Source organism: Rhizobium ecuadorense, assembly GCF_001187535.1.
GTDB lineage: Bacteria > Pseudomonadota > Alphaproteobacteria > Rhizobiales > Rhizobiaceae > Rhizobium > Rhizobium ecuadorense.
This window is the reverse complement of sequence record NZ_LFIO01001531.1, coordinates 41,072-54,412: the sequence shown is the minus strand read 5'-3', so window position 1 is coordinate 54,412 and position 13,341 is coordinate 41,072. Positions and strand designations below refer to the sequence as shown.

13 protein-coding genes are annotated in these 13,341 nt (G+C 56.3%); 11 read left to right on the top strand and 2 right to left on the bottom strand.

The window, feature by feature from the left end; all coding sequences use genetic code 11:
- The 4 genes from AF337_RS31900 to AF337_RS31890 all read left to right on the top strand — a co-directional run.
- The coding region (locus AF337_RS31900) for an aminotransferase class I/II-fold pyridoxal phosphate-dependent enzyme (protein WP_152971267.1) at window positions 1-458 on the top strand (458 nt) is incomplete at its 5' end.
- An 11-nt stretch (window positions 459-469) separates the two neighbouring features.
- Window positions 470-868 (top strand): GFA family protein, encoded by a 399-nt coding sequence (locus AF337_RS41185; RefSeq protein ID WP_010029274.1) that lies wholly within the window; start codon window positions 470-472, stop codon window positions 866-868.
- A gap of 360 nt (window positions 869-1,228) precedes the next feature.
- Window positions 1,229-1,747: an NAD(P)H-dependent oxidoreductase gene (locus tag AF337_RS31895; RefSeq protein WP_012489472.1), complete on the top strand. Its 519-nt coding sequence runs from the start codon at window positions 1,229-1,231 to the stop codon at window positions 1,745-1,747.
- A 16-nt stretch (window positions 1,748-1,763) separates the two neighbouring features.
- Window positions 1,764-3,044: a bifunctional 3,4-dihydroxy-2-butanone-4-phosphate synthase/GTP cyclohydrolase II gene (locus AF337_RS31890; protein WP_004671523.1), complete on the top strand. Its 1,281-nt coding sequence runs from the start codon at window positions 1,764-1,766 to the stop codon at window positions 3,042-3,044.
- A 236-nt stretch (window positions 3,045-3,280) separates the two neighbouring features.
- Here the strand turns inward: AF337_RS31890 and AF337_RS31885 are convergent, their stop codons facing one another.
- Window positions 3,281-4,387: an NAD(P)-dependent alcohol dehydrogenase gene (locus AF337_RS31885; RefSeq protein WP_004671520.1), complete on the bottom strand. Its 1,107-nt coding sequence runs from the start codon at window positions 4,385-4,387 to the stop codon at window positions 3,281-3,283.
- Between the two features lie 364 nt (window positions 4,388-4,751).
- Window positions 4,752-5,381, bottom strand: a complete 630-nt coding sequence (locus tag AF337_RS31880; RefSeq protein WP_008534389.1) for a 2,3-bisphosphoglycerate-dependent phosphoglycerate mutase — start codon at window positions 5,379-5,381, stop codon at window positions 4,752-4,754.
- A 255-nt stretch (window positions 5,382-5,636) separates the two neighbouring features.
- On the opposite strand from AF337_RS31880, the gene AF337_RS31875 reads away from it, so the two are divergent.
- The 7 genes from AF337_RS31875 to AF337_RS31845 all read left to right on the top strand — a co-directional run bounded on the left by AF337_RS31875 (window position 5,637) and on the right by AF337_RS31845 (window position 13,083).
- Window positions 5,637-6,725: a substrate-binding domain-containing protein gene (locus AF337_RS31875; protein ID WP_004671515.1), complete on the top strand. Its 1,089-nt coding sequence runs from the start codon at window positions 5,637-5,639 to the stop codon at window positions 6,723-6,725.
- Between the two features lie 55 nt (window positions 6,726-6,780).
- Entirely contained in the window at window positions 6,781-8,310 is a 1,530-nt protein-coding gene (locus AF337_RS31870; RefSeq protein ID WP_012489476.1) for a sugar ABC transporter ATP-binding protein, read from the top strand.
- Window positions 8,311-8,322: 12 nt separating this feature from the next.
- Window positions 8,323-9,264 carry an ABC transporter permease gene (locus AF337_RS31865; RefSeq protein WP_004671512.1) on the top strand — a complete coding sequence of 314 codons (942 nt, stop codon included), beginning with the start codon at window positions 8,323-8,325 and terminating at the stop codon, window positions 9,262-9,264.
- Between the two features lie 5 nt (window positions 9,265-9,269).
- The gene (locus tag AF337_RS31860; RefSeq protein ID WP_026188838.1) at window positions 9,270-10,268 is read left to right on the top strand and encodes an ABC transporter permease; all 999 of its coding nucleotides are present in this window, start codon (window positions 9,270-9,272) and stop codon (window positions 10,266-10,268) included.
- Window positions 10,269-10,326: 58 nt separating this feature from the next.
- A complete protein-coding gene (locus AF337_RS31855) occupies window positions 10,327-11,430 on the top strand; it encodes an NAD(P)-dependent alcohol dehydrogenase (RefSeq protein ID WP_004671507.1) in 1,104 nt (367 codons plus the stop codon).
- A 12-nt stretch (window positions 11,431-11,442) separates the two neighbouring features.
- Window positions 11,443-11,754: a putative quinol monooxygenase gene (locus tag AF337_RS31850; protein ID WP_004671505.1), complete on the top strand. Its 312-nt coding sequence runs from the start codon at window positions 11,443-11,445 to the stop codon at window positions 11,752-11,754.
- Window positions 11,755-11,817: 63 nt separating this feature from the next.
- Window positions 11,818-13,083, top strand: a complete 1,266-nt coding sequence (locus tag AF337_RS31845; protein WP_012489478.1) for an NAD(P)/FAD-dependent oxidoreductase — start codon at window positions 11,818-11,820, stop codon at window positions 13,081-13,083.
- The last annotated feature ends 258 nt before the right edge of the window (window positions 13,084-13,341 follow it).

Genomic DNA, 13,341 nt, shown 5'->3' with positions numbered 1-13,341 from the left:
CCGTCGGCAACGAGCGGCTGATCGCGGCGCTCACCCGCGTCAAGTCCTATCTCGACTACGGCGCCTTCACGCCGATCCAGGTGGCCGCGACCCATGCGCTGAACGGCGACGGTTCCGACATTGCGGAGGTTCGCAACGTCTACAAGCGTCGCCGCGACGTCATGGTCGAAAGCTTCGGGAAGGCCGGCTTCGACGTGCCGCCGCCGGCTGCCACCATGTTCGCCTGGGCAAAGATCCCGGAAAAGTTCCGTCATCTCGGTTCGCTGGAGTTTTCCAAGCTGCTGGTCGAGAAGGCCGACGTCGCCGTTGCACCGGGTATCGGCTTCGGCGAAATGGGCGACGACTACGTCCGTCTGGCGCTCGTCGAGAACGAACACCGCATCCGCCAGGCTGCGCGCAACATCAAACGCTGGCTTAGCGGCGACGAGAAATTTGAAATCAACGTAATGAATCAGTGAAAGGATACCCGATGCCAATCTTCGGATCATGCCAATGCAAAGCGGTAACGTACCAGGTTCAGGAAATTGATGGACCCATGTGGAATTGCTTCTGTCAAACATGCCGGAAGTCACACGCCGCTGATCACAATACCGCTGCGAAGGTGAAAAGCGAGCACTTCAAGATCCTTACAGGCCAAGATACGCTTCATAGCTTCGAATCGACGCCTGGAAAGCTGCGGTGGTTTTGTTCGGTATGTGGCTCGCACGTTTATGCGGAGCGGCCGGCCAGCCCGGAGCTCAAAGTCGTTAGAGCCGGCACGTTCGATACCGATCCTGGAAGTGTGCCGATGTCAAACGTATGGGTATCGCATGCGGAACCTTGGCTCGCCCATGATCCATCGAAGGCAAGCTCACCAGAGTTCCCGTAAGTGACCGGGATACTACCTGTCGTAACTGAGGTGGAGCCACGGCGACCGTATATCAAGCGGCAACGCCTCATTCCGTGTCCAGGAGGTTCTAACGCAAACGTGCTGGGTCGGTAAAAGCGGCAGGGATTGCAGACAGTAGGTGCGCTTGCACGGCGAGCCCACCCATTGAGAGAATAAAGTCGTACGAGACAGAAGACTTCTGCGAAGCAATCCAGCCTTCGAGGTTGGGAAATTACGGGTTGTGAGGGCTCAGGACACCGCAGGACTATTTTTGCCCCCACGGGTCCTCAACGACCTCCATTGCGGTGTGAGTGAAAATTGTAAGATTGTCTTATGCGAGAATGTTGGGAGTCCTGTGACATGAAAGTTGTTGTAATAACGGGGAATTTATCGCGCCCCTCGAAAACCCGGGCCGTAGCAGACTTCATGGTGGGTCGGGTGCGCGCGTCCGGCAACGAAGCAAGCTGCTGGGACCTTGTCGACCTTCATCCGCACCTTGGGGCAACAGTGTTGCCCTCCAGCGCCGCTGAGATTGTTAAAGCGGCACTCAACGATATTTTGGCTAGTGACGTGCTAGTTGTTGGTAGTCCGGTCTACAAAGCATCTTACACTGGGTTGCTGAAGCATTTATTCGACCTTGTCGACATGAAAGCGCTTAAGGGCCGCTATGTGATCCCTTTTGCAACCGGTAAAGCATCGAGTCACAAGCCGCTCGTCGAAGCCTCGATGGAAGCCTTATTCGACTTTTTCGAAGCGCAAATACATAGCCGTTTCATTTTCGCTCTCGATGAAGATTTTCAGAACGATGCTCTTTCTGAGAACCTGCGCGCGCTTGTCGACAGAGAGCTCGATGCCGCGCGTCGCGCCGTCAGCCCATAATAAGGAGGAGGATTCCATGTCTTTTTCGAGCATAGATGAGGCGATCGAGGCGATCGAAGCGGGCGAGATGGTTATCGTGGTCGACGACGAAAACCGGGAGAATGAAGGCGACCTAGTCGTTGCTGCCGAAAAAATAACAGCTGAGCACATCGCTTTCATGATGAAATATGCGAGAGGCCTTATCTGCGTGCCACTTCCAGCCGAACGTCTCGACAAACTCGAGATCCCCCTGATGGTCACACGTAATTCGGACTCACTGCAGACGGCATTTACCGTTTCCGTCGATTGCAAACACGGCACAACGACAGGGATTTCAGCCGAAGATCGAGCAGCAACCGTCAAGTCGCTCATCGATCCGCAGACGCGGCCGGAAGACCTATCGCGACCGGGTCACATTTTTCCTTTGCGTGCAAATCGTCTCGGTGTCCTGGGCCGTCCTGGCCACACCGAAGCTGCCGTGGATCTTGCACGACTTGCCGGCCTGGCGCCGGCTGGCGTAATCTGCGAGATCGCCAATGACGACGGAACCATGTCTCGACTGCCAGATCTCGAGAAGTTCGCAATCGAACATGGCCTGCACATAGTAACGATCGACGCTTTGATTGAGTACTGCAGGAGTCGTGATACGAGGGTAAAGCGTTACGCGCAGTCCTTTATGCCAACGCGGTTTGGGGATTTCAAGGCAATTGCTTATCGCGATAGTTTGACGGGAACTGAACACTTAGCTTTGACACTTGGCGAGTTGTGCGAGAAGGAAGACGTTCTGGTACGGGTGCATTCTGAATGTCTGACAGGTGAGGCGTTCCGGTCCATGCGATGCGACTGCGGTCAACAGCTCGAAATGGCTCTTCGGGCGGTCCAGTTAGCGGGCGCTGGTTGCGTGATCTACATGCGTGGGCAAGAGGGGCGTGGCATTGGCTTAGGAAACAAAATTGCGGCTTACAGCCTGCAGGATCATGGTCGTGATACTCTTGAGGCAAATCGGGAACTCGGCTTCGCATCTGATTCCCGCGAATATAACGCAGCGGCGGATATCATCCGCGACCTCGGTATCGGCAGCGTTCGGCTTCTGACCAACAATCCTACAAAAATAGAGGCGCTGCGAACGTCAGGCGTCATCGTGTCGTCTCGCCAGAGTCTGATCGCCGCATCTAGCGCGTCCAACATCACTTATTTTAAGACAAAGCGCGATCGGTTTGGCCACCTGTTGGACCAGGACACGTCAGCTGAACACGTCGGCCGGAGCAACGTCTTTTCAGTGTTTGGCGCGCAGGTGTTCTCTGGACCCCTTGGATAACGGAGCCGCCCTCGCCACTTACCTGCCGGTGATTGTAGGGGGCCGCCTTTGACCGGCAGAGTCCTAGAGCTTTTGCGTGGGCCCTGCCAGCACATCATTCGTGCAGGCCTATCGGAGTGATGTGGCCCGCGATTGCATCGAAAGCAGCGTTCGACCATATCTCGTCTTGAGCACGGCTGTTCCGACGGATCGCATTTAATCGCGGTCCGTCTTGTCTTTCGAAAAGTCTCGCAAAACTAATGCTTCATGCGAAGGATCGGCTTAATGACTTTGCCGCTCTCGGAATCAGCCATCGCCTCGTTGATCTGGTCGAGGTCATAGAACTGAACCAGTTTGTCGAACGGGAAAAGTCCCTGCTGCCAATACTCGATCAACTGCGGGACGAACTCGGACGGAACGCTTTGTCCTTCGACAACGCCGATCAATGTGCGGCCGAAAAGGAAGTTCCCGATATCGATCGTGCCTTCAGTGCCGAGAGCGGACGAGCCAACGAGACCGCATGTTCCCGGCGTACCAAGGCAGTCGACTGCCTGACGGAAAACTCGCGGCGAACTCGTGCATTCCAAGCTGAAATCAACGCCTGCGGGGACGATCTTCCTGATCGCGGCAACGCTGTCCAATTTGCGGGCATTTATCGTGTGCGTCGCCCCGAGTTCGCGCGAAAGTTCCAGCCGTTCATCGTTCAAGTCGATCACGATGATGGTCGCGCATCCGGCGATTTTCGCGGCCATCGTAGCCGCCATGCCAACCGCACCAGCACCGAACACTGCTATTGACGAGCCGGGCTTCGGCTTGAGGCAATTCAGTACCGCGCCAGCACCGGTCTGAAGCCCGCACCCGAGCGGTCCGATCAACTCGAGTGGAACATCCTTTGCAACCTTCACGGCGTTTCGTTCGCTGGCGATGGCGTAGGTTGCAAATGACGACTGCTCGAAGAAGCAGCCACTAATCTGTTTCCCGTGAGAATCATGGATCGGGCAGGTGCCATCCGGACGAGTGCCGCGGAAATTGCGACCGAAGAAGTCCTCGCAGTAGAAAGGTGTACCGGAAAGGCACTTTTCGCACTTGCCGCAATAGGCGTAGCTCAAAGCAACGTGATCACCGGGCACAAGATCTTTAACTGCGCTCCCGACGGCCTCGACGACGCCAGAGCCTTCGTGTCCCAACACAACAGGTTGAGGTACGTCATATCCCTGGTCCCTGACCACCAGGTCGGTATGACATACCCCCGATGCGACGATGCGGACCAAAATCTCGTCTGCACGAGGTTCCTCAATCCCTATGCACTCCAAGATCAAGGGCTTCGCCTTTTCGCGCGAGACCGCCGCATATGCCTGCTTCATGTAACTGTTCCTCCAAGGCTCACAACGCAATTCGCGCGAACGTACTCATCGTCAGACAATCAGTCAATAATTACTCTATTAAATTAGATCAGTTCAACCGGAGCAGGGCTGCATTTTTGCAAAGTCACGAGTGAACGCTGATTTGAAGTGATCAAAGGGTTCCGATGCATGTTCGAAAGGGAGCATGCGTCTTGTCCCGCTTTGGGCTGAAAGATCGGCAGACGAAAATTTAGTAGCAACGTGTGAGGCGAGCCGGATGGCGTCGCTTGCCGACGTCGAGCCGGTTCTGAAGGCTATCGACAGCTTCGAGACACCGGTATTGCCAAGTTCAACCGACTACAAACGATGCTACTGCCAGCCAGGCTTAACAGACAGTACCAACCAGGACGTTAGTCTTCTCGATGATCGAGAGGTCCGACGCAATCCGGTATACAGTTGGCGCGGCGGTCGGTGACTCAATAGCGAGCGTATCCTGGATCGTGAGGCGTTCGATGCCCTGCTTTAGTGACCTGATCGTATTCCCGTGGGCCACCACAAGAACCGATTTCCCTCTCAACAAGGGGGGGAACACTTCGCTTATCAAAAAGGGCAGAACCCTCGCGCTTATGTCCCGTATGCTTTCTCCCCCAGGTGGTGGAGTGCTGTACGAGCGGCGCCAAACCTGGACAACATCCTGGCCCCACCGCTCACGTGCCACGTTCTTGTTGATGCCGGTGAGCTGTCCGTAGTCGCGTTCGTTCAACTCGGTTCTCCTGATTGGCTCCAGCAGATCGCCGTTGGTTTCGTTCAAAATCGCTCTGCAAGTGTCGACTGTGCGCAAGAGGGCAGAGCTAAACGCAATATCGAACGAGATGCCGAGGTTCGCGAGCAGTGAGCCGGCTCGCCTGCTCTCAGACCAGCCCTCCTGTGTGAGCGGCACGTCGCTCGTACCCGTGAACTCCCCGCGCGCGTTCCCTTCGCTTTGGCCATGCCGGACAATCACCAGAGTGGACATTCATAACCCTCCCATCGATTTAGCGAACACGAATATTGTCGCACTATCGGACAATCCGTCAAGTGCGACTATGTGCAAGTGAAAACAAAACGATGTCGAAAAAACAAACGTCGAAGTTTATATTTATTGACAGATTGTCTGATAGCTCATACCAATGCACTCCGCCGTATTGAGGAGAGTCCGGCACGGCTTGGGAAGGCAAGGCTCTCGCCTTAACAGACAATGCCGCCCAGAGCGGCCGGAGGAGGAATTTTCATGAAGAGACGTACATTTCTACAAGCGAGCGGGGCAATTGCTGTAGCCGGCACGTTCGGAATGCCGGGGATTCTTCGCGCCGACGACGCGATCAGTCTCCTACCTGACACTTGGCCCTCCGAAGGCGCCAACCCAATTGTCGACGCGGGTAAGTTCAAGAAGTCAGGCCCGTGGAAGATCGGACACAGCCACTACGGCCTCGCTGGTTCAACGCATACCTACCAGACGGCGTTTGAAGCCGAATATGAAATAAAAAAGAACAAGGATCGGATCGCTGATTACCAGTTCCGGAGCGCTGATCTCAATGCCTCCAAACAAGTTGCCGATATCGAGGATCTGATCGCCCAGAAGGTCGATGCGATCATCATCGCACCGCTAACCACCGGTTCCGCCGTCGAGGGCATCAAGAAGGCAAAGGCTGCTGGCATTCCAACCGTAGTCTATCTCGGACGCGTCGACACCGAGGAGTTTACGGTTCAGGTCCAGGGCGACGACTTCTATTTCGGGCGCGTGATGGCTCAGTTCCTCGTCGACAAGCTTGGCAACAAGGGCAAGGTATGGGTTCTGCGTGGCGTCGCCGGGCATCCCATCGATGCAGATCGTTATGCAGGCGCCATGGAAGTCTTCAGCAAGTCTGGACTTCAGATCACGTCGACCCAGCACGGAAGCTGGTCTTATGAGGACTCAAAGAAGATTGCCGAAAGCTTGTATCTCTCCGACCCCGATGTCGCGGGCATCTGGACCGATGGAGCCAACATGTCTCTTGGCGTTTTGGATGCCTTGCAGGAGGCTGGCGCCTCAACGATCCCGCCAATCACGGGCGAAGCACTTAACGGCTGGATGCGTCGTTGGAATGACGAAAAACTTTCCTCGATCGGTCCGATTTGCCCACCCGCTCTGTCTACTGCCGCGCTACGGGCCGCCTTCGCCTTGCTGGATGGGAAGCCGATTCAGCGTAACTGGACGAACCGCCCCAAGCCGATCACCGACGAGACGCTCTCCCAGTTCTATCGCGCAGATCTCACTGATGCGTACTGGGCGCCGACCGAAATGCCGAACGAAAAGCTCCTTGATTATTTCAAGGCTTGATGAACTACGGGCACGATCACTCGTGCCCGTATCCCTGTCGAAGATGGAAATTCCCATGAGCACGCTTGTCGAGATGGTCGGCATCAACAAATCGTTTGGTTTCACGAAAGTCCTTTCGGACGTTCGCTTTTCCCTGGAACGTGGCTCCGTGCACGCTCTGATGGGGGAAAACGGCGCGGGGAAGTCCACCCTGATGCGTATTCTGGCGGGGGTATATCAGCCGGGCGCAGGAAGTGTTCGGCTCCGCGGGGAGGAAGTCAATTTCCGTTCCCCTAAGGAGGCACGGTTGGCGGGAGTGTCGACGGTGTTTCAGGAGTTTACCCTGATCCCCAATCTCACCGTTGCTGAGAACATGTTCCTGGGCCACGAACCTCGTCGCATTGACGGTTCGATCGATAGCGTCGAGGTAGTGAAACGCGCTCGCGCTTTGCTGGCTGACGTATTTCCACAGCTCGACGCAACCGCGATCGTCGAGACACTGACTGTCGCGCAGCAGCAGGCAGTTGAGATCGCGAAGGGACTTACGTCGAACGCGGACGTATTCATCTTCGACGAGCCAACGGCGGCGTTGAACTCGACCGATGTCGCGCATCTTTTCAAGGTTATCCGCGACCTTAAGGCTCAACATAAGGCTGTCGTCTACATCTCTCATCGCATGAATGAAGTCTTCGAACTATGCGACACCATCACCGTCATGAAAGATGGCGCTTGGGTAAGGACTGCAAGAGCGCAGGACTTCAACTTGCAAACGCTGGTAGCGACAATGGTTGGTCGCGAACTTCAGAACTTCTTTCCGCCGCGCTCGCAGGCCACCGGAGCGGCAATGCTGGAGGTTTCGGACTTGCGCCTCGACGACAGCAGCTCGACAGTCACTTTCGTTGTCAGAAAAGGTGAAATCATCGGGCTGGCAGGGCTCGAAGGACAGGGCCAGCGAGAGATAATGCGTGCCATTGTGGGCGTTGAATCGCCAAAGGCCATCGCCGTGTGGCGTGCCGGCCCCGACAACAGCATGCACGTGGTGAATGTAGGGTCAGGGTTCGCTCGCGCGGTCGCATCAGGAATCGGTTTTATCCCTGAGGACAGGAAGCAGGAAGGGCTGTTCCTGCGCCTGCCTATCTACGACAACATCGCGCTGGGAAAACAGCTCAATCGGAATATGGCAAGCGTTGCGTGGCGATCGGTGTCGAAGGTCCGCGAGGTGATCAAGTCGTTACGAGTTGCGGCCGCCGATCCCAATGCGCCCGTAGGTAAACTCTCGGGCGGGAATCAGCAGAAGGTGCTGCTGGGCCGCTGGTTGCTCTCCGGAGTGGACATCCTCGTTATTGAGGAGCCCACGCGCGGCGTCGACGTCGGTGCAAAGGCAGAGATTTACAGATTGCTGCGGGACTTCAGTGATCGTGGCGGTGCGGTCGTGGTTTCGTCGCGCGAGCACGCTGAGCTTATAGGGCTCTGCGACAGCATTTTGGTCGTTCATGACAGGAAGATCGTCGGGCAGATGTCCGCAGAGGGGGCGACCGAGGAAAGAATCCTCGAGACTGCGCTGGGGGCGAGTGCGTCACCGGATCCCCGTGCTGCGGTGCATTGAGGAGGATAACTTATGAATTCATTTGCCAGTCGCCTGAAGCTCCCTTATCGCGCGGGAGCGATCGGGCTTTCCATTGGAACGCTCCTGGTGATGGTTGTCGCCTCGGTAATATTATTGCCGGACTTCATGGATCCGGAGAATTTGTCTAATCTCCTGGCGCAATCGACGGTGCTCGTCATCTCGGCTCTCGGTCAGACGTTCGTCATTCTCACTGGCGGCCTCGACGTGTCGGTTGGGTCCGTCATCAGTCTAACGACGACGATCATGACGCTTGATCTTCCTGAGATAACCCGCGTGCTTATCTGCATCGCGGTGGCGATGGGGTTCGGAGTAGCGAACGGTTACGGTGTCGCGCGCCTCAATGTACATCCAATCATCATGACGCTGACAACAATGGGCATCGGCCAAGGTATCGCGTTGATCATTTTGCCAATCCCAGGTGGGCGCGTTCCGGAGTGGCTTTCCGGCTCGGTAGCCGGATCCATCGGCCCCGTACCTAACTCATTGTTTTGGTTGATCACGGCATCGCTCTTCGCATCCTGGATTCTCTATCGTCGTCCCTTCGGCCTCTACCTCTTCGCTTCCGGCGGCAATGACTTCAACGCACGGATGAACGGTGTTCCCGTCGAGCGCACCATCATCAAAGCGTATGTTCTTTCCGCTCTATTCGCATGCGCTGCGGGGATGTTTCTTGCAGGTCGCCTTGCATCGGGTGATCCTAAGGGCGGCGCTTCATTCGGGATTGAGTCTGTAACGGCTGCAGCATTGGGTGGGGTCCACCTCGCCGGGGGCATCGGAAGCATTGTGGGAACCGTCGTTGGCGCGGCGATCCTCGGGACAGTGAATAATGTGATGAATCTGGCCAACGTCTCTGCATTTCTTCAGTCGGTCGTCAAGGGTGTGTTGCTTCTCGTACTCGTCGTTTCGCAGCGACGCAAAACAATCGGACTTTGAAAGAGATGGACTTCTCGATGACCACATCAGACTCGAAAACTGAAGCACCATCTCGCTCATTGAGGGGTAAGAGCGCCATTTCGTGGATACTCGGGCTACCGCCCGCATACTATGTGCTCGCAATCCTGGTTGCGGTTGCTCCAGCAGTGAGCGCCACGCTCATAAATCCCAACTACTGGTTTGTAATCCTCAAGCAGTCAGCGCCGCTCGGGATCGCGGTGCTCGCCCAGTCGCTTGTCATGCGGGTGCGATCCATCGATCTCTCTGTCAGCGGTATTTTCGCGTTCGCGATTTATTTGGCCAGCTCGGGCCAGCTCAACAACTATCCACCGCTAATGACCGTCCTCATGCCTGTTGTGATTGGGCTAGCTGTGGGGGGTGTAAACGGAATACTCGTAGCATACGTGCGCGCTTCTGCCGTTATCTCCACACTAAGTGTTTCGGCCATTCTGATTGGGATCGTCCAATACATGAGCGCCGGCCGCGCGCCCGGTTCAACGCCAAGCTGGCTTCGAATACTTACGAGCGGCAATATCCACGGCCTTTCCTATTCCGTGGTCCTGTGGATCGTCATCGCCGCCCTGATTTCTATCGCATTTCGCTTTCTCATCGTCGGGCGTTACTTCAGGGCCGTCGGCGACAATCCAAGGGCGGCGGAAACTACAGGAATTCCGTTGGCACGTACGATTTTTGTCTCGCACACGCTCGCGGGCGCCCTGACAGGCATCGCGGCCCTGGTCCAGGTATCCGCGTTGGCGGTCGGCACCATCAAGCCAGGCTTCGACACCTTCATGAATGCGCTCGCCGCCACGATCCTCGGCGGTGTGACGTTCGGCGTCGACCGGGGCGGCGTCGCCGGGCCGTTCGTTGCCGTCGTTGCCTTCAGCTTCCTGTTCGCGATGCTGACCGTCTTCGGCATCCAGGAGCCGGGCAAGCTTATCGTCCAGGGCGTGATCATTGCATTTGCCGCAATCATCTACGGTGCGCGCGCGGGTCGCGTCTAGTCCGTCGGGCCGATCAAGTCATTCCCGTAGCAATTGCGGGAGAACGCAGGAGAATATAATGGTGAAAATCACTGCGGCTGTCGCCGTGAAGCCAAAGAGCCCGCTGGAATTCCGTGAACTCGAACTGGCTGACCCCGAAGGCAACGAGATCCTGGTTCGCACGGTTGCGAGCGGGATCTGCCACACGGACTTGCTGCTTCGCGACGGTATTTTTGGCCCGCCGGCACCGGTGATCCCGGGGCACGAAGGCGTCGGCGTCGTCGAGGCGGTCGGACCAGAAGTTCAGAGCCTCAAAGTGGGTGATCACGTCGCACTGAGCCAGAGCTCATGCGGATTCTGCGCCGACTGCCGCCGTTCTCACCCAATGAACTGCCAAAACTATACCCAGTACAATCTTACGGGGCTTCGTCCGAATGGTAAGAAGGCATTGCTCTGCGATGAAGTTGGCATTGGCAGCAATTTCGTGGGCCAGTCGTCCTTTGCGACGCATATCCTTGCGACTGAAAACAATGCAGCGCTTTTGCCGAAAACAGACCTCGACCTTACCGACGCTGCGCCACTCGGGTGCGGCATGGCAACGGGTGCAGGAACAGTGATAAACGCGATGAAGCCGGAAATAGGGTCGACGATAGCCGTTTTCGGCGCAGGTGCTGTCGGCATGGCCGCCGTGATGGCCGCCAAAGTTCGTCGGTGCAGCAAGATTATCATCATAGATCTGAATCAGCAGAGGCTAGACATGGCCATGGGGCTTGGTGCCACACATGCGATCAACGGCAAAGATCCCGACGTAGTCAACCAGATCCATGCGCTGACGGGCGGCGGTGCCGACTTCGCGATTGACGCAGTTGGCATCATTCCGGTTATTCTGAACTCGATCAAGTGCACCCGTGCCGGCGGGCACGTTGTCTTGCTCGGCCTCGACGCGCTCGGTAACGACATTCCCATCCCCCTCGATCTAATGGTGTTCAATCGCAAGATCCAGGGTGCGATCCTTGGTGATCAGATTCCACAGCTGTTCATTCCGCAGATGATGGATCTTAATCAGGCTGGGCTTTTCCCCTTCCAAAAATTGATCACCAAGTATCCCTTCGAGAAGATCAACGAAGCGATCGCGGACGCCGAAGCCGGGCGAGTGATCAAGCCGGTCGTCGTTTTCAATTAGGAGCCAGCGCAAATGACATCGAAGAAGTCAGAGGAACAGCACCTTGTCGTGGAATTCAAAACCACGTCCCAAAATCGAAATCGCGTAAAAGAACTCCTTCAGGAATTCATTGGACCCGCCCGCGAAGAGTCTGGTTGTCTCTACTACGACCTCTACCAGCGGTCGGACGATCCGAACACTTTCATCATCTTAGACGGCTGGCAGAATGAGGCGGCTGTCGTTGGCCATGGCGAACATCCTAATGTCAAGCGGGTGCTGGAGCCTCTTCTTCCACTGTTGGTGAGTCCACCGTCGATTAATGTAAATACCCGTATCAGCGACTGATCGGGCGCAATGGCCATTTCTACGAGGCGCGCGCCCCGAGCGCGCAGGTTTGAGGGAGACGAAATGGATACGCATCGAGTTGTCGTAGTCGGCGGTGGCTTTGCCGGACTCCAGTTAGCGAAGGACCTCAAGTGTCCCGACACTTCCATAACGATCGTCGACAGGCGCAACCATCACCTCTTTCAACCGCTCCTCTACCAAGTTGCCACGACTGTATTGGCAACCTCGGAGATAGCCTGGCCCATCAGAGCATTGTTCAGAGGACGAAAGGATGTATCGACGCTGCTGGGCGAGGTTGTTGGCGTTGATACCGAGGCACGCGTAGTATCGCTCAAGGATGGGAATGCTATTCCCTATGACACGCTCGTTCTCGCGACAGGTGCAAGGCACGCCTATTTTGGCCGGGACGAGTGGGAGCCGTTTGCGCCCGGGCTAAAGGCACTCGAAGACGCGACGACCATCCGGCGGCGGCTTCTTCTCGCGTTTGAGAAGGCCGAATTGGAGGCTGATCCCGAACGGCGGAAGGCAATGCTCACGTTCAGCATAATCGGAGCAGGCCCGACAGGCGTGGAGATGGCTGGGATTATAGCGCAACTGGCCCAACGAACCCTTGTTGAGGAGTTCCGTAGCATCGACACCAGATCGGCGCGCATCCTTCTCATCGAGGCAGGTCCACGTGTCCTACCCGTGTTCCCGGAGGCACTTTCGAGATATGCCGAGCAGTCGCTAATCAAGATGGGCGTCGAAGTGAGAACAGGCATTCCCGTGACGGCATGCAACGAGAACGGCATCGCGATCGGAGATGAGTTCGTTTCAAGCCGGACCGTCATCTGGGCTGCGGGGGTGCAAGCGTCGAACGCCGCCGCCTGGGTCGGTGCTGAAAAGGACAGGGCGGGTAGGGCGGTCGTGCAGCCAGATCTGACTGTTGGCGGTAAGCCCGAGATTTTTATTATTGGAGATACTGCCTCCGTGAAGGCCGCTGATGGAACACCCGTCCCCGGAGTGGCTCCCGCCGCCAAACAGCAAGGCAAATATGTCGCTTCGGTAATTGAAGCACGACGTCTGGGTATACCCACTCCAAGTGCGTTCAGATATAGGCATCTGGGAAACCTGGCTACCATCGGGCCGAATTCGGCTGTTATCGACTTTGGGAAGATCCGGCTCAAGGGCGGAATTGCATGGTGGATTTGGGGGCTTGCCCATATCTACTTCCTGATAGGTACGAGGAGCAGATTGGCAGTGGGACTAAGCTGGCTATGGATCTTTGTTTCCGGCCATCACTCCGCACGTTTGATCACGCAAAAAGAAACCTTAAAGGATGAGGTTTAGTCGCTAGCGCGAGCACGCCCGAGTCTGCTGGGCCGTGAATGGAGACCATCAAAGGCCAGACATTTGGGAATCGGTTGCGAAGCGATGGTTGGCAGCAGGTAACAATTCTGTCGGAGTTCCATATATAACAATGATTGATCTTCGCACTATCAACTTAGGCGACTTCGACTGCGTCGAATTCACGGCGAGGACTGGCCGCGACAAGTCAATTGCCCTGTCCGCCTGTCGTTAGCGATAGGCGGGCCTCATGCTTGAATA